This is a genomic window from Labrys miyagiensis (genome assembly GCF_030160835.1).
Lineage (GTDB): Bacteria > Pseudomonadota > Alphaproteobacteria > Rhizobiales > Labraceae > Labrys > Labrys miyagiensis.
In genome coordinates this window covers 99,860-119,978 of the sequence record NZ_BSPC01000028.1, presented here as the reverse complement: position 1 = coordinate 119,978, position 20,119 = coordinate 99,860, and the positions used below count along the sequence as shown (strand labels likewise).

Below are 20,119 nucleotides of genomic sequence, written 5' to 3'. Positions count from 1 at the left end.
ATAAGGTTGTGCAAGTTTACGGCCTGAGCCGCGAGAGGAAGATTATGCTTATCCGCCATGCCCCCGACCTCACCGAAGCACATGTCACGCCGAAGGAGGCCTATCTCAATCGCCGCAGTTTCCTGCTCGGCAGCGCGGGCGCCGCGATCGGCGCTGGCCTCATGTCGGGATCTGCCGGTGCCGCCGCCCTGTCCGGCGCCAAGAGCCCGTATTCCACGACGGACAAGCCGACGAGCCTCGATGACATCACCAGCTACAACAACTTCTACGAATTCGGCACCGACAAGGGCGATCCGGCCGCCTATGCCGACAAGCTGACGACCAGCCCCTGGAGCATGAAGGTCGACGGCCTCGTCAACAAGCCCGCTACCTATGCTCTGGAAGATTTCGTCAAGCCTTATGCCCTTGAGGAGCGCATCTACCGCCACCGCTGCGTCGAAGCCTGGTCGATGGTGATCCCCTGGCTCGGCTTCCAGCTCAGCGAAGTCCTGAAGAAGGCCGAACCGCAGGGCAGCGCCAAATACGTCGCCTTCGAGACGCTGGTGCGCCCCGCCGAAATGCCCGGACAGGCCGCCTATTTCCCGGCGCTCGACTGGCCCTATGTGGAGGGCTTGCGTCTCGATGAGGCAATGAACCCGCTCACCATCCTAGCCATCGGCCTCTACGGCCAGACCATGCCGAACCAGAACGGTGCACCCATCCGCCTCGTGGTTCCCTGGAAATATGGCTTCAAGGGCATCAAGTCGATCGTGCGCATCAGCCTGGTCGACAAGCAGCCACCAACCTCGTGGAACAAGGAGAATTCCAACGAATATGGCTTCTACTCCAACGTCAATCCGGAGGTCGACCATCCGCGCTGGAGCCAGGCGAGCGAGCGGCGCATCGGCGCGGGCCTGCTGGCGGGCCGTCAGCCGACGCTCATGTTCAACGGTTACGCCGACCAGGTCGCCTCGATGTATACGGGCATGGACTTGAAGGCGAATTTCTGATGAGCACGCCCGTCCAGGCCAGCTCCGACGCCGTCTTCTCCTGGCAACCGCTGATCCGGTGGCTTGTTTATGTCGTCGGCATGCTGCCGGCGGCGTGGCTGTTCTACCTCGCCTTCACCGACAGGATCGGCGCCGATCCGGTGGCCCAGCTCGAATGGGGGCTGGGCCTGTGGGCCCTGCGTTTCCTGATCATCACGCTCTCGATCACGCCACTGCGCCAGCTCTTCAGGATCAACCTGCTGCGCTATCGGCGGGCTTTCGGCCTCGTGGCGTTCTACTATGTGCTGCTGCATCTTAGCGTCTGGATCTGGCTCGACCGCGGTCTCGACCTGCATGCCGCGCTGATCGACATCCTGCGCCGGCCCTATATCACCATCGGCATGGCCGCCTTTGCGATCCTGGTGCCGCTGGCGCTCACCTCGAACAACTGGTCGATCCGCCGGATGGGCGGCAAGGCCTGGGCCAAGCTGCACAAAGCCGTCTATCTCGCCATCGCCCTCGGCGCGCTGCACTTCATCATGATCAAGAAGGTATGGCTGATGGAGCCGCTGGTTTATGCAGCGATCGTGCTGGTGCTGTTGGCCTTTCGGCTGGTCTGGCCGACGATCGGCGGCAGGAAGCCGAAGGGTCGGCGGGCAGCGTAGAACGGCGTCCTCCCGGACGCGCTGCGTCACGAAGTGGCGCTGCGCAGATCCGGGATCGAAAGACGAGTGGAGCACCCAAAGCCCATGGCGATCCCGTGTCAGCGACGCAGCATAGCATGCAGCATCGCGCACGGGATGATCCTTGCCGTTCATTTTTTCCTAAATTTCCAGTTGCCTTAGCGTAAAACCGTCTCTATCTTGCCCATCCCGGCCACACTCAGCGAGGGAGGATTGTATGACATCATCGATTAATCTCCGTCGCACGCCGCGCGTTCGACCCTACGAGAACATGGCACGCTGCTAGGCGGCGTTTCCTTCTCCCCGAACGGCCCCTTGGGCTTTTTTCCCCGAACCAAATAGGCACCGCGCTTTTGCGCGCGCTTTGCCATCCGGAGACGGTGCTGTGTGGCGCCGGATGTGATCATGACTCAAACGAGCCGACGAACGGGCCGACACCCGATGGCCGCCGTGCTTGCCTTCACCTTCAGGAACTGGCGAGGGCATCGGGCCATCGTCGCCGCCATCGTCTTCACCGTTGCGGTCGCCACAATCAGCGAGGTGGTGATCCCGATCTTTGCCGGACGCATGGTCGATGCCGTTACCGCCGGCGTTGACGAGGCCAGCGATGCCTGGTGGGCGCTGGGCGCCATGCTGTTGCTCGCCGCGCTGGCGGTCGGCTGCAGGCAGCTCTTTTTCTATGGCATAACCGTGCTGACCACGCGGGTGATGGCTTTTGTCGCCCGCGATGCCTTTGCACGCCTGCAGCGTTTCTCGACGGACTGGCACGCCAACAATTTTGCCGGTTCCACCGTGCGCCGCATCACGCGCGGCATGTGGGCGCTCGACATGTTGCACGACACGCTGCTCGTCGCCATCCTGCCGTCCATCCTCGTGCTGCTGGGCTCGACCTGGGTGCTCGGGACGGTCTGGCCGGCGCTGGGGCTCGTGGTGCTCGTCGGCGCGATCGGCTTCGTGGCGATGACGGTGCTGCTCTCGGTGAACTATGTCGCGCCGGCGGCCCGCCTCGCCAACAGCTGGGATACGCGCGTAGGCGGAGCCTTGGCCGATGCCATTACCTGCAACGCCGTGGTCAAGGCCTTCGGCGCCGAGACGCGTGAGGACGACAGGCTTGCCAAGGTGCTCGGCAAGTGGCGGTCTCGCACCACGCGCACCTGGATCCGCGGCACGAATGCCGGCACGGCGCAGAACGCCTTCCTGCTGCTGCTGCGCACGGCCGTGCTCGGCTTCGTCCTGCTGCTCTGGATGCGCGGCCAGGCCGATGCCGGCGATGTCGCGCTGGTGCTGACAAGCTATGCCATCGTGCACGGCTATCTGCGCGACATCGGCATGCACATCCACAACCTCCAGCGCTCGGTCAACGATATGGAGGAACTGGTGACCTTCTATGACCAGCCCATGGGCGTGAGGGATCAGGTGGGTGCGCCGGCCGCGGAGATCGGGGCAGGCCGTATCGCCTTCGAGCATGTCACCTTCCATTATGGAGGGCATGCCGAGCCGCTCTATCGCGACTTCTCGGTCGAGATCAGGGCAGGCGAGAAGATCGGCCTCGTCGGGCGTTCCGGTTCGGGCAAGACGACCTTCGTCAAGCTCATCCAGCGTCTCTACGATGTGAATGGTGGGCGGATCGTCATCGACGGGCAGGATATCGCCGAGGTCTCGCAGGCCAGCCTGCGCGCCAGCATCGCCATCGTGCAGCAAGAGCCGATCCTGTTCCACCGCTCGCTGGCCGAGAACATCGCCTATGGCCGGCCTGGCGCCAGCCTGGCCGAGATCGAGCAGGCGGCCCGGCTCGCCAATGCGCATGACTTCATTTCGGCTCTGCCGAAGGGCTATGCGACAATGGTGGGCGAGCGCGGCGTGAAGCTGTCGGGCGGCGAACGCCAGCGCGTGGCGCTTGCCCGGGCCTTCCTGGCCGATGCGCCGATCCTGATCTTGGACGAGGCCACCTCGAGCCTGGATTCGGAATCCGAGCATCTGATCCAGGAGGCGATGGAGCGCCTGATGGCGGATCGTACCACCATCGTCATCGCTCACCGCCTCTCGACCGTGCAGGCGATGGACCGCATCCTCGTCTTCGATAAGGGGCGGATCGTGGAGGAGGGGGATCACGCCAGCCTGATCCGCCACGCCGACGGCATCTATCGCGGCCTGTTCGAGCGCCAGGCGCTGGAACTGGCCAAGGGCTGGGCGGCGTAACAGTGTGCCGGTCTTCGGACCGGCACACTTCTTCCCCATCGGGTCTAACCGGATTACACTATCAAATGAGCCTGAAGCTCCAGCCTCTTATCGCGGAGGCTCACGCGCTCTTTCCTGCAGCCGAACGGCAGCTGAGATCTGTTCGTCATCGCGAATAAAATGTGAGTTGGCTTGTTTATGCGTCGTCCGGAAATCGAAAGGGCATCAGCACGCGGTGCGGGCTGCTCAAGGGAGGGACCATGCTATGATCAAGGCCTTGACGATACGCCTGTCTCTAGTTCTCGTTGGCGCTGCACTGCCCCTCGCGGCAAGTGCCGCGACGATGGTCACTGCCCGGAACGGCATGACGTTGTATGTCTTCGACAAGGATGCCGGCGGCAAACCCTCCTGCTATGGAGGGTGCGCGGCGAAATGGCCGCCTTATGCGGCGAAGGCCAGCGAGAAAATGGGAGAAGGCTGGGCAACCGTGAAGCGCACGGATGGCGCGCTGCAATGGACCTATGACGGCAAGCCGGTCTACTTCTACGCTTCCGACAAGAAGAAGGGTGACAAGACCGGCGACGGCGTTGGCGGTGTGTGGCACATCATCAGCGAGTAGCGGCAGGATTTCGGCGGGCGCGGCCGACAAGTTGCCGCGTTCCGCGCCCCACTCGATCAAGCCAGCGCGATCCGCACGCGGCGGTTCTGCTTGCCCTTCTTCTCGATCTGCGTGACCACGACGCGGCCGATCTCCTGCGTGTTCTTCACATGCGTGCCGCCGCAGGGCTGCAGGTCGAGGTCTTCGATCTCCACCAGGCGCACGCGGCCCGAGCCGCGCGGGGGCTTCACCGACATGGTCTTGACCAGGGCGGGATTGGCGTCGAGTTCGGCATCGGTGATCCAGCGCTCGGAAACCTCGGCGCCCTGGTTGATCATGCCGTTGACCTTGGCGGCGATCTCCTCCTTGTCCAGCCCGGCGTCCTGGATATCGAAGTCGAGCCGGCCCTCGCCATCGCCGATCGAGCCGCCGGTGACCGGATAGGGCAGGGCTACCGAGAGCAGATGCAGCGCCGTGTGCACCTTCATGCGCGCATAGCGGCGCGGCCAGTCGAGCGCCAGCTCCACGGTGTCCCCGATGGCGGGCAGGAGCCCTTCCGGAGGCGCGACATGGGCGATCTCGGTCTTGGCTTCGTCGTTCCACACGGCATTGACGATGGCAACGGTGCGCCCGTCCGAGAGGGTCAGGGTGCCGACATCGCCGGGCTGGCCGCCGCCCATGGCGTAGAAGATCGTCTGGTCCAGAATGATCCCGTGCTGCGACAGGCCGACCACAGTCGCGGTGGCGGTCAGGGCGTAGGCGTCGTCTCTGAAAAGCAGGACTGTGGCCATGATTCACCTATTCCAATGGAGCCTTGATGGTGGAACGTTTCTCGAGCCATTCCGGGACAGGCAGATTCTTGGAACGCATGAAGGCGGGATTGAACAGCTTCGACTGATAGCGCGAGCCGTGGTCGCACAGGATCGTCACGACGGTCTTGCCCGGCCCCAGGTCCTTGGCCATGCGGATTGCGCCAGCGATGTTGATGCCGGTCGAAAGCCCTACGCACAGCCCTTCCTCCTGGAGGAGATCATAGACCAAGGGCACGGCTTCTTCATCCGGGATCTGATAGGCAAGATCGACAGGGGCATCTTCAAGGTTCTTGGTCACGCGGTTCTGGCCGATGCCTTCCGACATGGACGAGCCTGAGAATTTCAGCTCACGATTGCTGAACCAGGAATACATCGCCGCGCCCATCGGGTCGGCCACGCCGATCTTGATGTCCTTGTTTACGGCTTTCAGGCCCATGCCGACGCCGGCCAGCGTGCCGCCGGAGCCGACCGAGCAGACGAAGCCGTCGAGCCTGCCGTCGGTCTGCTCCACGATCTCCCGGGCTGTCGTTTCGATATGGGCCTGGCGATTGGCGACATTGTCGAACTGGTTGGCCCAGACCGCGCCGCCCGGCTCCGTCTTGGCAAGCTCCGCTGCAAGGCGCCCGGAGACCTTCACGTAATTGTTGGGATTGGCGTAGGGCACCGCCGGCACCTCCACGAGCTCGGCGCCCGCGAGACGTAGCATGTCCTTCTTTTCCTGGCTCTGCGTCTCGGGAATCACGATGACAGTCTTGAAACCCATGGCATCGGCGACCAGAGCAAGGCCGATGCCCGTATTGCCGGCCGTGCCTTCGACGATGGTGCCGCCTGGCCTCAGCTCGCCTCGCGCCACGGCGTCCTTGATGATGAAAAGCGCCGCCCGGTCCTTCACCGACTGGCCGGGGTTCATGAACTCCGCCTTGCCCAGAATGGTGCAGCCCGTCAGCTCCGAGGCGCGATTGAGGCGGATGAGGGGGGTATTGCCGATGGCGTCGACGAGACCGGTACGGAAAGCCATGTGTGAATGTCTGATGGTTTGAGGGGCGGAGACCGTAACCCGTCTTGCGGGTCTGGGATAGAGGGGGCAGGCCACCGTTGTTTTTCTCGATTGATGACCGTTCGTTCGGAACGGGGTCCCTTTTGTTGTCTAGAGCAAAGCGCGTTCAAGCGTGAACGCTTCTTTGCTCTCACTCTTTGTTTCGACGCGTCTTTGCGATTCTTGCCGATTCCGGCAAATCGCAAAACGCTTTAGAGATCTCTCCCAGCCCGAGCAAACATCCATTCTTTCATGGCGCGGGATCGTCCGATATGAACGGCCATCTCAGGGTGAACGAATGGAACGCTGCCATGTCCAAGGCGACGCGCGCGACACAGATGCTGGAAAAGGCCGGCGTCGCCTTCTCCGTCCATACCTATGACTATGATCCGGATGCCGACCATATCGGCCTGCAGGCAGCCGAGGCGCTCGGCGAGGCGCCGGGCCGCGTGCTCAAGACCCTGATGGCGCTGGTCGACGGCAAGCCCGTCTGCGTGATCCTGCCGTCGGATCGCGAGGTCGCCATGAAAAAGCTCGCGGCGGCCTTCGGCGGCAAATCGGCCCAGATGATGAAGCCCGCCGATGCCGAGCGCAGCGCGGGTTATAAAGTGGGTGGCATCAGCCCCTTCGGCCAGATGCGCAAGGTGCGGACCGCCATCGAGCAGGCCGCACTCGACAACGAGTACGTCTTCATCAACGGCGGCCAGCGGGGCCTGCAGGTCCGCCTCAACCCACGGGATGCCATGAGTGTGCTCGAAGCCCTCGCCGCACCGCTGGTGGCGTAAGGCTCGTCATCCAGCAACAGACCGAACTGAAGATTGCGCAATTTGGGGAAGCTGATGCGTCAGCGACGCAAAGGGGAGGAATTTGGCTCCGCGAGCAGGACTCGAACCTGCGACCCAGCGATTAACAGTCGCTTGCTCTACCGGCTGAGCTATCGCGGAACAGGGTGTTCCCCGGTGGGCCGGGCGTATAGCAACATCATCGGGGGTTGCCAAGGCCAATCGTGCCCAGATTGCATCTCTTTTTCGGATTAACATCTATGGGTGAGGGAACACATCCGGATCAATGGGGCGTTTCATACCGTTTGGAGGGGCATTTTGGAGCCAACTGAGCCGATTAGCCGTCCCAAGGTGAGAATCCTGGGACGTCATTTTCATTTGCCGGGATCGCGCTGGCTTCGCATGATTCTGGGCGTCGCGATGATTATCGGCGGCTTTCTGGGCTTCCTGCCGATTCTCGGCTTCTGGATGATCCCGGTTGGCTTGCTGATCCTGTCGGTGGATATCCCGGCCGTTCGGCGTGGCCGGCGCCGGCTCTCGGTCTGGTGGGGCCGGCGGCGCCAGGCCAGCAAACAGGCGCCCTCGGAGCCGACGTCGTGACGGGGGATCATCGGGGTGGCACGGCGCAACTGCCCCTTCGATATGGGCTTGGCAAACCTGCATAAAGTGAGAGGTTTTTTGGAGGCCACGCCCGGAATCGAACCGGGGTGCAAGGATTTGCAGTCCTCTGCGTAACCACTCCGCCACGTGGCCATCCATTGTCGAGCGGTGCAAGACAAAGCGGAGGCGCGCCCTATAACAAGCCAATGGGGCGGGTTCAACCGGTTTTCGCGAGGCCGGCGATATTTGGCGGGAAAGTCGACGTGCGCGGAAAATCGGCGCCTGCGCTGTCCCGCAGCAGCCTGCCGACTTGCCTTTTGCGAGGGCTTGCCCCAAACAACGAACGGACAACCAAGAGAGCCGATCGATGACCGATTTCGCCCAAGCGCGCCGCACCATGGTGGATTGCCAGATTCGCACCAATGACGTGACCGAGGGCCGGGTGGTCGATGCTTTCCTCGCCGTGCCTCGGGAGCCTTTCGTGCCGGCCGCCAAGCAGGCGCTTGCCTATCTCGATGCGGATCTGCCTGTCGGCCTGCCCGGCAGCCAGCGCTATCTTATACAGCCGATGTTCCTGGCGAAGCTGGTTCAGTTGGCCGGCGTCAAGCCCACGGACGTTGCACTCGATGTCGGCTCAGCCACCGGCTACTCCGCCGCGATCCTGGCCCAGCTCGCCGCCAAGGTCGTGGCCCTCGAAAGCGACGAGGGTCTTGCCGGGGAGGCAAAGGCGGCACTTGCCCCCTATGACAATGTCAGCGTTACCATGGGGGCGCTCGCGAGTGGTGCTGCCGCGTCGGGCCCTTATGATGTCATTCTTCTGCAGGGCTCGGTGGAGGAGGTGCCACTGGCGCTGTTCGAATCGCTTCGCGAGGGTGGCCGCCTCATTGCGGTGGTCGGCCGCGGGCGCGCCGGGCGCGCCACGATTTTCGTCCGTGTTGGCAGCGATCACGCGGGACGTATCGCCTTCGATGCCTCTCTGCAGGCCCTGCCGGGTTTTGCCAAGGCACCTGCCTTCACGTTCTGATCAATAAGAATAAGGGCCGATTCGCTCGGAAACCCTCTACGGTTTTTGTGGTCAGAGAGGCGTTACCCTTACGCGGCAGGGTCATGGCAAAGCGGTGGCGCAGTCGGAATTCTGAAATATCACGATCGAGCGAACATCCGCATCTGGGGAAAGCCGTCGGTCAATATTGAGCGTAGCGGATGCCTGTCGAGGGTCGAAAGCAAAGCTTTTGCAAGGCAGTATCAGGCTTGCGTGCCGGCTGAACCGGGGACACACCCATGCCATGTCTGACCGACGATCAATTCGCACCGGAGGGCGTCGTTGACATCACCCTCCGTACTTAATCCTTCATTCACTATAATAGTGGCGTTGACAGTTGATTAACCGAACCTGGGGTTCACTGTCTCTTTTTTGCTTCAGCTCCGGAATTATCGTCTGGCGAATCAAATGAGGTGTTGGTGAATGGCGCCTGTCGGGTTATTTTTTGGCAAAGATTGGGCGGGTTAACCGCCTCTTTTGATTTTGGGTCGGGTAGAGTCATGAAAACTGTGAGCGTCATTTCTCTTTTGGCGGCAAGCGCTTCGCTTGTTTTCTTCATCAATGGCGCGCAGGCGCAATCGCTGCAGTCGGCGCTGTCGCAGGCTTACACTTCCAACCCCACTTTGAACGCTCAACGCGCTGGTGCGCGTGCTTTTGACGAAAATGTGCCCCAGGCTCTGGGTGGTTATCGCCCCACGATCAACGGTCAGGCCAACGTCACCGCCGAGGCGGATACCACGCGCGTCGCCAAGTTTGGGGTTGGCAACGACACTTTGTTTCCCCGCGGCGTCGGCGTCACTATTAACCAGCCACTGTTCGACGGCTTCCGCACGGCGAACTCCGTGCGCTCCGCCGAGGCCGGTGTTCTCAGCCAGCGCGAGACATTGCGCGACGTCGAGCAGCAGACGCTGCTCGCCGCGGTGACCGCCTATATGAATGTGCTGCGTGACGCGGCACTGCTCAACCTGCAAAAGAATAACGTGGAAGTGCTGCAGGAACAGCTCAAGCAGACCAAGGATCGCTTCAATGTCGGCGAAGTGACCCGAACCGACGTGGAGCAGGCCAATGCCAGCCTCGCCGGCGCCCAGTCGCAGGAGATCCAGGCTGGGGCGCAGCTCAAGTCCTCCACCGCTGTCTACCGCCAGATCATCGGCTCCCAGCCGAAGCGCCTCGAGCCCGCCAAGCCGCTCAAGATCCTGCCCAAGAGCCAGAACACTGCCATCTCGGCCGGTCTTGCCAACCATCCCTCCATCACATCCGCGCTCCATGCCGTCGACTCTGCGGCCATGCAGGTAAAGGTGGCCGAAGGCGCTCTCTATCCAAGCCTGAGTGCTCAGGGCGCGCTCTCTCAAAACTATGACGTCACTGGTGCGACACGGATTCAGAGCTCGGCGTCGATCGGCGCTTTCCTGACGGTGCCGATCTATGAAGGCGGCGTGGATTATTCCAAGATTCGCCAGGCCAAGGAGACCCTCGGTCAGGCGCGTATCAATGCGGACATCCTGCGCGACCAAGTCCGGGCCTCCGTCGTGTCGGCTTGGGGCAATCTGGATGCAGCGCGTTCCGAGATCGTGGCTAACCAGGCCGCGGTCGCCGCCGCCGGCGTCGCGCTTGCCGGCGTGCGCGAGGAAGCCAAGGTCGGCCAGCGCACGACCTTCGACGTGCTGCAGCAGCAGCAGGTGCTTCTCAACGCCCGCGCGACGCTGATTATCAGCCAGCGCGATCAGGTGGTGGCGTCCTATACGCTGCTCCAGGCGGTCGGCAAGCTGAACGCCTCGGCTCTCGGCCTCAAGGTGGCCAAATACGATCCGGCTGTCCATTACGACCAGGTGCGCGACAAGTGGATCGGCACCGACATTCCGGATGGCCGCTGAGCAGCGCCTCGCAACGGCGGGTCTGATACTCCGCTGATATCGACAGAATTCTGAAGACAACGCCCTCCACATTCTTGCGATTGGAGGGCGTTCTTGTTTTGAAGGGTATGTCGCATGACTGTCTCGGCCCGAGCCGGCATGCGCAGCGGGCAGGGCGCAAGGCCGGCCCCTCAAGGAGCCGTCCCATGTCCTCATCGAGCCGATTGGAGCCGCCCCAGGCGCCGAAGGAACCTTCCATGGACGAGATCCTGGCCTCCATCCGCAGAATCATCGCCGATGACGCGCCTTCGGTGCGGCGGCCGCGGCGCAGCCCGGTCGAGGCGCTGGTGGCCGAACGCCCGGGCAGCGCTGTCGAGCCCAGGGTAGAGCCGATCGATCCGCCGGCGCCGGCCAATGACGATGCGGGACAGGCGGAGCCCCTGCTGTCTACAGCGCGCGGGGCCGAGGCGGCGGCATCGTTCGCCACGCTCAACCACACCGTCTTCTCGAAGAATGCACGCAGTATCGAGGATGTCGTCCAGGATATGCTGCGGCCGATGCTGCAGGCCTGGCTCGACGCCCATCTGCCCACTCTGGTCGAGCGGCTGGTGCGCCAGGAAATCGAACGCATTTCCGGCAAGCCGTAAGCGCCCGCGGCACGAATTCGCGTTTCCGACCATCCGCGCCGCCATGCGCCTGTCACAAACTGTCAGGCATTTTGATTTCGCCCCGCGTTCACGAAGCCCTAAATCCCTCGCAGCTAGTCTGATGCGAATCGGTAAAGGGTAGAGCGTATGTGCGGCATTGTCGGTATTCTCGGAAAAGAAGCGGTTGCGTTGCCCATGGTCGATGCGCTGCGGCGCCTTGAATATCGCGGTTACGATTCGGCCGGCATCGCCACCCTCGAAGACGGCGCGATCACCCGCCGGCGTGCCGAGGGCAAGCTTCGCAATCTCGAAAACAAGCTCGACCGCGATCCGCTCGAAGGCCTCATCGGCATCGGGCACACTCGCTGGGCCACCCACGGCAAGCCGACGGAGGGCAATGCCCATCCCCATGCCACGAGCAGGGTGGCGGTGGTCCACAATGGCATCATCGAGAATTTCCGGGAACTGCGCGAAGAGCTGATTGCCGAAGGCGCGCGGTTCCAGAGCGAGACGGATACCGAGGTGATCGCCCATCTCGTCACGCGCGAACTCGATCGCGGCAAGATGCCGATCGAAGCGGTGCATGCGAGCCTGCGGCGGCTGCGCGGCGCTTTCTCGCTCGGTTTCCTGTTCTCGGGCGAGGACAATCTGCTCATCGGCGCCCGCCTCGGCTCGCCGCTGGCGGTGGGCTATGGCGAAGGGGAGATGTTCCTGGGTTCGGACGCCATTGCGCTGGCTCCTTTCACCAACACCATCGCCTATCTCGATGATGGAGACAGCGTCGCACTGACGCGCGGCTCAGCCACCATCTATGATGCCGCCTTCAAGCGTGTGCATCGCACGATCCAGAAATCGCAGGCTTCAGCCACCATCGTCGACAAGGGCAATCACCGGCACTTCATGGCGAAGGAGATCCATGAGCAGCCGGAAGTTGTTTCGCATACGCTGACTTCCTTCATCGACATGGTGGGCGAGACCATTCGCCTGCCGGAGGACCTTCCCTTCGACTGGAAGGATCTCAACCGCCTCACCATTTCGGCCTGCGGCACCGCCTCCTTCGCCAGCATGATCGCCAAATACTGGTTCGAGCGCTATGCGCGCCTGCCGGTCGAAGTCGATATCGCCTCCGAGTTCCGCTACCGCGAAGCACCGCTCGACAAGGGTGGGCTGTCGATCTTCGTCTCGCAATCGGGCGAGACGGCCGACACGCTGGCAGCCCTGCGCTATTGCAAGGAGCAGGGGCAGCACACGCTGGCCGTGGTCAACGTGCCGACCTCGACCATCGCGCGCGAGGCCGAGGTGATGGTGCGGACGCTGGCGGGCCCGGAGATCGGCGTCGCCTCCACCAAGGCCTTTACCTGCCAGCTCGCCGCCTTGGCGGGACTTGCCATCGGCGCCGGCAAGGCGCGCGGCACGCTATCGGCCGCGGAGGAGAGCGAACTCGTACATGCGCTCATCGAAGCACCGCGCCTGATGGCCGAAGCGCTGCGCCTGGAGCATGAGATCGAGACCTTCTCGCGTGACCTTGCCAAGGCCTCGGACGTGCTCTATCTCGGCCGCGGCACGAGCTATCCGCTGTCGCTCGAAGGTGCGCTGAAACTCAAGGAAATCAGCTACATCCACGCCGAAGGTTATGCGGCAGGCGAACTCAAGCACGGCCCGATCGCCCTGATCGACGAGACCATGCCGGTGGTCGTGATCGCTCCCTTCGACGCCATTTTCGAGAAGACAGTCTCGAACATGCAGGAGGTGGCCGCGCGCGGCGGCCGCATCATCCTGATCACCGATGCGAAGGGGGCCGAAGCCGCCGCCATGGCAACGCTCAAGACCATCGTCCTGCCCGAAATGCCGGCGGTGGTCACACCCATCGTCTATTCCGTCCCGATCCAGCTCCTGGCCTACCACACGGCCGTGATCATCGGCACCGACGTCGACCAGCCGCGCAACCTCGCCAAGAGTGTTACCGTCGAGTGAGGGCGAGGGTTTCGCATTCGCCTGTGTCGCCGTCGAAGATCCTGCGCTTCCGGCAGAGATCGCTAGAGCAAAGCGCGTTTAGGCGCAAACGCTGCTTTGCTCTCACTCTTTGTTTCGACGCGTCTTTGCGATCGCAAAACGCTTTAGAAGCAATCCGTGGCGTCGATCCTGATGGCAGTGATCGCACATCGGTGCCTATGCAAGGCGCCCTACAAGCCCCTTCATATCGAGAAGGGAGAATGCTTCCGCGAGCGTCATCCCGGCATGTGCGCCATCTGGATCGAGACTCAATGAGTTCAGCAGATAGGCGCGAAGATTGGCACGCTCTTCGTCAGTGATCATGAGGAGCGGCAGAACCGAAGAATCGATCCGCTCCCGTCCTGACATCGGGTCGCCGACGCCGACCAGGCTGCTTCTGCCGCAGGCGCAAACGACTATGCCGAGGAAACGCCGCCACCAGCTACGCGGGATATTCGCTTCCGCCCAGGAACGGAAGCGGTAATGGACCAGGCACGCACCGCCGATATTGCCAATTCTCGCTATCTGGCTGGTCCTGATCCACAGGTCGTAATCTTCTTGTCCATCGAATGCAGAGCGATATCCGCCGACCTTGCGGATGATCGACGGGCGCATCATCACGGAAGGATGGCCAATCGGGTTGCCTGCGAGCATCTGCGCGTCAAAACGCCAAAGGCCTTCGGGATATTGGATCACATCGCCGAGCGATCCATCAGGATACAACAGTCTCATCCAGCCGCCCAGCACACCGACATCCGGGTGCTGTGCCAGGAACTGCAACTGGCGCTCCAGCCTGTCGTGCAGCGCTATATCGTCAGCATCCATACGCGCCACGAACTCGGTCGACACCATGCCGAGACCATGGTTCAGGGCCGCTGAAATACCGCCATTCTTGGGCAGGTGCGCGACGATAACGCGGGAATCCCGCCGCGCGACGGTGTCCAGGATCGCTGCCGTTTCGTCGCTCGAACCATCATTGACGATCACGAATTCTATCTCGCGCAGTGTCTGGCCGAGAATGCTGTCGATCGCCCGCTGAAGAAATCGTGCGCCATTGAACACCGGCATCAGCACGCTCACTTCCGGAGTTTTACGGCGAACTGCACTGGGCGCGATCTTGGAGAGCTGCGAATTGGAGCGCGGGATCGACTCCGGTCCCATCATGCCGGCCGTCCCGAGAGCACTCAATTCACTCTCGACTGCCTTGAACGCCTGGTCGGTATTCTCCTCGCCGAGCAGTTCCGACATATGATGGCGCATCTCGTCCAACGGTAGATTCAACTCGCTCCAACCGATGATGTAGTTCCGAATTCGGTCTTGCCATGTCACCGCATAAGGAATTCCCATCGGGCGGTTGAAGCGATGAACCCAGCCCAGAAAAGGCAGGCACAGCGTGCGGGCACCGGCCTGTCTGAATTTCTCATGCAGATAGAACTCTTCGCCGCCGAAACCACGAAACATCGGATTGAACCCAACCCAGGCGGCCTTCCTGCAGGCAAAGAGCCCCAGACCCATGCAGGGAATCTCGAAGGGCTCGCCAGTCCGGTCGAAATCCGTCAATGGGGGCGCCCAGACCCCGAACATCCCTTTGTTCCATTTCAGGTCCCAGTGGGTGGTCACGGCATCGAGGCCGTCCATGAGGAGTGGGCCCTGAAGAAGGTCGGGCGTATCCGGGTGTGCCGCAAAATAGTCGATCAGGCTTCGCACCGCGCCGGGTACAAGCAGGACATGGCAGTCGATGCACAGGACGAATTCTCCCGCCGCCTCGCGAAATACAAAATCGCGCACGGCCGTTCCGGCCAACTCGGTCTGCGGTAGGTAGCGTAGGTTCAATGCGTGACGATCGAGTTCCTTGAGCGCTTCGGCACAAGCGCCGTCGGGGTGATTGTCGACAATCAGCAGCTCGACCTGATCCATCACGTCGCCATGGTACAATCGCAGGGCCTGGACCGAGAAATACACGCCGTCATAATCATCGTAAGTCGCCATTCCGATCGTAAGTTTCGGCGGCGGGGACATTGTCCGTTCGGTCGCAACCTGTCGTGGATAGACTGCGGTTGGCGGCTTGTGTGGCAACAGGGCCTGGAGAAATCGCTCCAACTGGGGGCGTGGGATCTCGCTTTCAAGTGCGTATCGGATCAGGTGGTCGGCTGCACCATCGAGCTGCGCCATATCGCCGTAGGTGATCCGCACAGCGGGCGTTTTCGTCACCAGGGCATTCATGGCGAAAAGATCATCGAGCGACGGCGCGTTCAGGCGGGCGCATTCGGCAAGGCAGATATCGTTCGCTTCTCCTGCCGACACCGGGCTTATGAGCAGCGCAGACCCTTCCATGAATTCCGGGACGATGATGAGTCCGCAGGGCGCCGACAACTCGTCGGGGCACCAAGCTGTCTCGGGACGCACGACAACAGCTTCCACCGATGCCATGGACGCAAGATTGCGAAATGCCTGCAGGGCGGAGACGTCGGCGGCGACACCGCTCGAAAGCAGGGCCGGCGCGGGAAAGCCTGTAACGACACCTTCGTCTGGGTCAAGACCGATGATGTCGTCGCCAAGATAGGTAAAACCGCGGTCGACAGCCCAGGCCGTGAAAAGCGTCTGGTCGTCTCTGTTCGATGCGAAGATCAGCGCCGATCGGGCCATCCAGCCGATGCAACCAGCGCGAAGGGTGGTCTGCCGCTCGCTGGCCATCTTTGTGGTGATGACGTTCAACAGGAGAGGCAGTACCTCGTTACGACTGTTCGCGACCGCGGGAGTGCGAATTCCCTGCGCGTAAAGTCGCCATGCGCCAGAGCGGCTTTGGATGATTGTCATATCCGGCAGCGCGGTATCTTCGGGCTTGCTGACAAGGTGGAAGAAAACGGCGATATCCCGCAGGATTTGCTCCGGCGCGTTGACTACAAACGACAGACCCAGAATTTCAATTGCGATCATTTACAGCGACTTCCCAGCATGGCGTCTGGTTAGGTGAGTGAAAATTACAGCAACGACGTCGCAACCCTCACAATTACGATGCTCGTGCCGCTCCTGGCTTCGGTGGGAGGGCCTAGTCACCAAAGGGGCCGACAGACGCTTTGTGGATGGTGTCGAAGAGCTGGTGCGGATATTCGGAAAGTCCGTACTTTGCCTTCACGCGCAGCCAATCGTCGTATCGATCCGAAGTTCTGCGCAGTTTTGTTATCTCTCTTGCTCGTCCCGGTCGCTGGTGATCATACGGGTTCAGGACAACGACCTCATCCAATATTGCAAATCGTCCGCTTACATCTGAACCCAGGTGGTTGCAGTACCACCAATCTATTCCCCAACCCGACAAATGATCATCAAAAACATCAAGAAAGCTTTTCAGCCTGTCACTTCTAAACAGTGGGCATGTGTTCTCGACAAAATTTACGAATCGGATACTTGAAGTGCCGCCCACATGTGCCGTAATCGGGTGGGAGATTTTTCCCTCCTGGCTGAAAGCCGGCTGGCAGACCCAAAGATCCAATTGCTGCGCAAGCCCAAAGGCGGCGTCGAAATCCGATATGCGAAGAATCAGATCGTCGTCAGCGACAAAAATAAAATCATATCTGTCGATAATATCAGGCCAACTATCATAGAATTTCTTCAAGTTTTGAAATTTGCCACCTTTCATTGGCAGGCAAATATCTGAAATCAGACACAGCCTGTCGTATGTATCTTTGTAATCGCCATAAAAGGCGGTGATCAGATCCCAGGATCTTGTCGGGGATCGCTCAATCCACGAAGTAACATTGTCGAAATTGCCAGCACTGGTAAATATGCACCATCGACGGTGCTCCGAATGCTTCGACGATGGCAGGGGGTTGTCGCTGTTTGAAATTATCATGCTGCCATTGCCGAGTGCCTGCCGCTTCTCCGCGGCATCCGAGTATAGCAGGAGTTCTTCCGGCTGCGCGGGGGTGGGGAAGGGAAGTTCCGAAGAGTTCGTACAAATCCCCAGTTACATCTCAGCCAATATCCACCATGTCCGGTTCACCGGCAGAAAACGGCAAAGCCGCCCATTATTTTTTCGATTGTACCCTTCTGCTATAAGCCCGTGTACAGAATTTGCACCCATCATTGCTCCGTTCTGCGGCCATCCATTCGGTGTTTCGCACGGGTGGAGAGGGGATGAAGTTGGTGGATTTAATCGCCCCAGGTTTGGCGTGCCTTCCACGCCCAAGGCTGGTCGCTCAAGCGCATTACGCGACGGTCGGCGCGCCAATACCTCCTGTTGGGGTGAGCAGTCTTGGATTTCCCACGGTTGTGGAAATCAATCATCTCGACTGTAACCGCGATGGCGGAACGTCGATTTCTTTGCAAAGCTATTCAATAGAGCGACCTGCGGCCCGGCTCGTCGAATCAAGCCTATAGCTTCGGGGCAGCACAAAACGGCCTTGTCGTGACCTTGCGGAGATGAGTATGTCGCAAACCCGCAATCTCGTTCTGGTGCATAGCGAGGGCTGGCAAGACATCGCGGACATGGAGACGATCAAGAAGCATGTCGAGGAGGCGGCTCCCGATATCGAGGTCTTCATCGCGTCGAATACCGCACGCTTGTCATACACGCGCAAGAAGGCGGCTGGCCGTCCTTGCCTGATTTTCTCGCCGATCAGCCTCCTGACCTTTCAGCCGAATCGCGGCAAGGTCTATTCCGGCCAACCGATGTCGAAGCTCATTGAAATGCAGCGACTGGCTTCGGCGGGAATACCGGTGCCGCATTTTGAGGAAATTCGCCCCGATACGGTTCTTTCGCCGGATTTCTACGGGCCTTTGGTGATCATCAAGCCGTCTTATGCCCTGGCGTCCTGGGGAGTTGGTATCGAATTGGTGCCGACGGCAGGCGTACGCTACAAAGCTCCTTCCGAGTATCTCGATGAGCATCCGGGCCGTAGAGGCCCCATGGTCGCGCAGAGGTTCATCGATTGCGGCTATGCCATGACCTGCCGGGTTCTGACCCTCTTCGGCGCGCCCCTCTTTACCTATTGCCGAGAATCGACCAAGCCGCTCGTACTGGAATCCCGGCATGGGCCCTTCAACCCACGGGACTTCATGCCGGCACCACCCGACAGCATCGCCTATTCCACGCGGGAGCCTGACATCCTGGCCCTGGCCGCCGCCGCCTACGAGGCAATGCCGGATGTGGCCCTGCAGGCCTGCGATATCCTTCGTTCGAAAACCGGTGAACTCTACCTTTTGGAGGTCAATCCTGGAGGAGGCACCTGGATGTTCTCCAGCAAGAACGCGGCAGGATATCGCGAGAGACTTGGCGTCGAGGATTTGGCGACCGAATTCGATGCCTTTCGTACCTGCGCGCGTGTTCTGATCGAGCGGACGCGCGCCGAGGCGATCTGAGGGAGCTAGGCGTCTTGCGGTGGCGGCGGACGATCTGAATGATGGTATTCTTGCTGATACCAAGGCCGCGTGCGATCCATCTTAAGGCGATAGCGTTGTTTAGCTGGAAACCGACGCCGTCGCCTGTGGCTGGAAGCAGAGGACAGCAGTGGTGTGCTATGCTACAAATTCTGAAATTGCGGCGGTTCACCAAGACCCGCGTTGATAATGCAGAGCCCCGATCATCTTGACGTTAGGTCATCAACTCGCCATAGGTGGAAATGTCGCCGGGAGGAGCAAGCAGTGGAACGTTCTGAAAGTAGCGAGGTTAAGGATCACCGTCTGGACGAAAGCGATGCTTTTGGGTTAAGTCCTTCGCTTGAAGCTGCGATAGATGAGCTCATCAACCGCACGGATTGGTCCAGCCCCGCAGCTCTTTCTCAAACCCTCAGGGGCCAAAGCCTAATTGTTCCGCTATCGTTGAGCGGCAACCTCTAGCCAGACCTTGCCAGCGGACATCGGAATTAACACGGTCAGCGCTGTCTTGATTGCACGCGACGAGGCGGTGTTTTTGCCCGGTTGTCTGGAATCGATCAGACCGGCCGTTGACGAGATCATTGTCGTCGACACCGGATCAAGCGACGAAACACGGGAAATCGCGCGAAGCTGGGGCGCCGTTGTCATCGATCATCGCTGGAATGATGATTTCGCTGCTGCGCGAAACGTGGCTCTTGATGCAGCACTCGGTGAATGGCTTTTATATGTTGACGCTGATGAGCGGCTGGTATCTTCACACCAAACAAGAATTTTGGACTGTTTCGACGCGACTTCGGCTCTCGCGGCGTTCGTGCAATTCAAGCCCAAAAGCGGCTATACTCGTTATCGCGAGCCTCGCTTGTTTCGAAATAGGCCAGATTTGCGTTTTACCGGGCCTATTCACGAAACAATTGTTCCCGCCTTGGATGTAATAATGGCGCAGGAACCCTTGGGTATTGTTTCATCTCCGATAAGGCTGGATCACCTCGGATATGACGGCGATCAATCGCGAAAGCATAGTCGCAATCTGCCCCTCCTGCTGCAAGCTGTGAGGGACCAGCCAGGACGCGTCTATTACTGGGCGCATCTGGCCGAGACTTTCGCCGCCTTAGGCAAAGGCGCGGCGGCGATTGAGGCGGCCAAAACGGGTTTGGTAGTGGGACGGCGCGCGGAAACTGACAAGCAGAAGGCCGATACGAGCCTGCTTTTTCAATTCCTGGCTCGAGCCGCACTTGACAAAAATCCTCTTGCCGCAATGGTGCTCATCCATGAGGGATTGGCGCGCTACCCGAGCGACTATGCGTTGACGTTTCTCAAAGGCCGTGGACTTTGCCTGACCGGCAGCTACGAAGACGCTCTTTTCATATTTCGTCAGTTGCTCGAAGTGGAGGTTGACGGACTCGTTGATGAGCTGATTGCTTTTGACGGACGAATATTCGGCGAGTTTTCGGCGCATCTCGCTGGCGTTTGCCTTATGAAGATGGGGCGGCAGAGCGAGGCGACTGCAATGTTTAGAGCGGCAATAGGTATGAGTTTACGATCCGTCTCTTAGGTC

Annotated in this window: 16 protein-coding genes and 2 tRNA genes; 12 read left to right on the top strand and 6 right to left on the bottom strand. The window is 60.7% G+C overall.

Going from position 1 to position 20,119, the window contains the following annotated elements:
• The first annotated feature begins 44 nt into the window (after nt 1-44).
• The 4 genes from msrP (at nt 45) to QQL24_RS16780 (ending at nt 4,448) form a co-directional block, all read left to right on the top strand.
• Entirely contained in the window at nt 45-989 is a 945-nt protein-coding gene (msrP, locus tag QQL24_RS16795; RefSeq protein WP_284313440.1) for a protein-methionine-sulfoxide reductase catalytic subunit MsrP, read from the top strand.
• Nucleotides 989-1,633, top strand: a complete 645-nt coding sequence (gene msrQ, locus QQL24_RS16790) for a protein-methionine-sulfoxide reductase heme-binding subunit MsrQ (RefSeq protein ID WP_284313439.1) — start codon at nt 989-991, stop codon at nt 1,631-1,633. Before msrP ends, msrQ begins: the two co-directional genes overlap by 1 nt.
• A 423-nt stretch (nt 1,634-2,056) precedes the next feature.
• A complete protein-coding gene (locus QQL24_RS16785) occupies nt 2,057-3,850 on the top strand; it encodes an ABC transporter ATP-binding protein (RefSeq protein WP_284313438.1) in 1,794 nt (597 codons plus the stop codon).
• Between the two features lie 244 nt (nt 3,851-4,094).
• On the top strand, nt 4,095-4,448 hold the full coding sequence (locus tag QQL24_RS16780; protein WP_284313437.1) for a COG4315 family predicted lipoprotein: 354 nt from the start codon (nt 4,095-4,097) through the stop codon (nt 4,446-4,448).
• A 56-nt stretch (nt 4,449-4,504) separates the two neighbouring features.
• Here the strand turns inward: QQL24_RS16780 and QQL24_RS16775 are convergent, their stop codons facing one another.
• Together QQL24_RS16775 and QQL24_RS16770 are read right to left on the bottom strand one after the other, a co-directional pair.
• Entirely contained in the window at nt 4,505-5,218 is a 714-nt protein-coding gene (locus QQL24_RS16775; RefSeq protein WP_284313436.1) for an alanyl-tRNA editing protein, read from the bottom strand.
• 7 nt (nt 5,219-5,225) lie between these two features.
• On the bottom strand, nt 5,226-6,257 hold the full coding sequence (locus QQL24_RS16770; RefSeq protein ID WP_284313435.1) for a cysteine synthase A: 1,032 nt from the start codon (nt 6,255-6,257) through the stop codon (nt 5,226-5,228).
• A 329-nt stretch (nt 6,258-6,586) separates the two neighbouring features.
• On the opposite strand from QQL24_RS16770, the gene ybaK reads away from it, so the two are divergent.
• The gene (gene ybaK / locus QQL24_RS16765; RefSeq protein ID WP_284313600.1) at nt 6,587-7,060 is read left to right on the top strand and encodes a Cys-tRNA(Pro) deacylase; all 474 of its coding nucleotides are present in this window, start codon (nt 6,587-6,589) and stop codon (nt 7,058-7,060) included.
• Nucleotides 7,061-7,143: 83 nt separating this feature from the next.
• Here ybaK and QQL24_RS16760 read toward each other — a convergent pair.
• Nucleotides 7,144-7,219 (bottom strand) — tRNA-Asn (locus QQL24_RS16760).
• A 156-nt stretch (nt 7,220-7,375) separates the two neighbouring features.
• On the opposite strand from QQL24_RS16760, the gene QQL24_RS16755 reads away from it, so the two are divergent.
• Entirely contained in the window at nt 7,376-7,657 is a 282-nt protein-coding gene (locus QQL24_RS16755) for a hypothetical protein (protein ID WP_284313599.1), read from the top strand.
• A 79-nt stretch (nt 7,658-7,736) separates the two neighbouring features.
• On the opposite strand, the gene QQL24_RS16750 is transcribed toward QQL24_RS16755, so the two are convergent.
• A tRNA-Cys gene (locus QQL24_RS16750) sits at nt 7,737-7,810 on the bottom strand.
• A gap of 214 nt (nt 7,811-8,024) precedes the next feature.
• Here QQL24_RS16750 and QQL24_RS16745 point away from each other — a divergent pair.
• The 4 genes from QQL24_RS16745 to glmS all read left to right on the top strand — a co-directional run bounded on the left by QQL24_RS16745 (nt 8,025) and on the right by glmS (nt 13,173).
• Entirely contained in the window at nt 8,025-8,681 is a 657-nt protein-coding gene (locus QQL24_RS16745; RefSeq protein WP_284313434.1) for a protein-L-isoaspartate O-methyltransferase family protein, read from the top strand.
• Between the two features lie 437 nt (nt 8,682-9,118).
• Complete coding sequence (locus QQL24_RS16740; RefSeq protein WP_284313598.1) at nt 9,119-10,573, top strand: TolC family outer membrane protein; 1,455 nt, start codon at nt 9,119-9,121, stop codon at nt 10,571-10,573.
• A 185-nt stretch (nt 10,574-10,758) separates the two neighbouring features.
• On the top strand, nt 10,759-11,199 hold the full coding sequence (locus QQL24_RS16735) for a PopZ family protein (protein ID WP_284313433.1): 441 nt from the start codon (nt 10,759-10,761) through the stop codon (nt 11,197-11,199).
• A gap of 147 nt (nt 11,200-11,346) precedes the next feature.
• Nucleotides 11,347-13,173: a glutamine--fructose-6-phosphate transaminase (isomerizing) gene (gene glmS, locus QQL24_RS16730; protein ID WP_284313432.1), complete on the top strand. Its 1,827-nt coding sequence runs from the start codon at nt 11,347-11,349 to the stop codon at nt 13,171-13,173.
• A gap of 195 nt (nt 13,174-13,368) precedes the next feature.
• Here the strand turns inward: glmS and QQL24_RS16725 are convergent, their stop codons facing one another.
• Nucleotides 13,369-16,128, bottom strand: coding sequence for a glycosyltransferase family 2 protein (locus tag QQL24_RS16725; protein ID WP_284313431.1), 2,760 nt, complete (start codon nt 16,126-16,128; stop codon nt 13,369-13,371).
• Between the two features lie 112 nt (nt 16,129-16,240).
• Nucleotides 16,241-17,041: a DUF707 domain-containing protein gene (locus QQL24_RS16720; protein ID WP_284313430.1), complete on the bottom strand. Its 801-nt coding sequence runs from the start codon at nt 17,039-17,041 to the stop codon at nt 16,241-16,243.
• Between the two features lie 575 nt (nt 17,042-17,616).
• Here QQL24_RS16720 and QQL24_RS16715 point away from each other — a divergent pair.
• Both QQL24_RS16715 and QQL24_RS16710 read left to right on the top strand, forming a co-directional pair.
• Nucleotides 17,617-18,549, top strand: a complete 933-nt coding sequence (locus tag QQL24_RS16715) for an ATP-grasp domain-containing protein (RefSeq protein ID WP_284313429.1) — start codon at nt 17,617-17,619, stop codon at nt 18,547-18,549.
• A gap of 523 nt (nt 18,550-19,072) precedes the next feature.
• A complete protein-coding gene (locus tag QQL24_RS16710; protein ID WP_284313428.1) occupies nt 19,073-20,116 on the top strand; it encodes a tetratricopeptide repeat-containing glycosyltransferase family 2 protein in 1,044 nt (347 codons plus the stop codon).
• The last annotated feature ends 3 nt before the right edge of the window (nt 20,117-20,119 follow it).

Bases quoted from the DNA above. Each gene is read 5' to 3' on its own strand.
- QQL24_RS16770 (WP_284313435.1), bottom strand. From the start codon at position 6,257: ATGGCTTTCCGTACCGGTCTCGTCGACGCCATCGGCAATACCCCCCTC.
- QQL24_RS16715 (WP_284313429.1), top strand. From the start codon at position 17,617: ATGTCGCAAACCCGCAATCTCGTTCTGGTGCATAGCGAGGGCTGGCAA.
- QQL24_RS16735 (WP_284313433.1), top strand. From the start codon at position 10,759: ATGTCCTCATCGAGCCGATTGGAGCCGCCCCAGGCGCCGAAGGAACCT.
- QQL24_RS16725 (WP_284313431.1), bottom strand. From the start codon at position 16,128: ATGATCGCAATTGAAATTCTGGGTCTGTCGTTTGTAGTCAACGCGCCG.
- msrQ (WP_284313439.1), top strand. From the start codon at position 989: ATGAGCACGCCCGTCCAGGCCAGCTCCGACGCCGTCTTCTCCTGGCAA.
- QQL24_RS16785 (WP_284313438.1), top strand. From the start codon at position 2,057: ATGACTCAAACGAGCCGACGAACGGGCCGACACCCGATGGCCGCCGTG.
- QQL24_RS16775 (WP_284313436.1), bottom strand. From the start codon at position 5,218: ATGGCCACAGTCCTGCTTTTCAGAGACGACGCCTACGCCCTGACCGCC.
- QQL24_RS16720 (WP_284313430.1), bottom strand. From the start codon at position 17,041: ATGATAATTTCAAACAGCGACAACCCCCTGCCATCGTCGAAGCATTCG.
- glmS (WP_284313432.1), top strand. From the start codon at position 11,347: ATGTGCGGCATTGTCGGTATTCTCGGAAAAGAAGCGGTTGCGTTGCCC.
- ybaK (WP_284313600.1), top strand. From the start codon at position 6,587: ATGTCCAAGGCGACGCGCGCGACACAGATGCTGGAAAAGGCCGGCGTC.
- msrP (WP_284313440.1), top strand. From the start codon at position 45: ATGCTTATCCGCCATGCCCCCGACCTCACCGAAGCACATGTCACGCCG.
- QQL24_RS16745 (WP_284313434.1), top strand. From the start codon at position 8,025: ATGACCGATTTCGCCCAAGCGCGCCGCACCATGGTGGATTGCCAGATT.
- QQL24_RS16780 (WP_284313437.1), top strand. From the start codon at position 4,095: ATGATCAAGGCCTTGACGATACGCCTGTCTCTAGTTCTCGTTGGCGCT.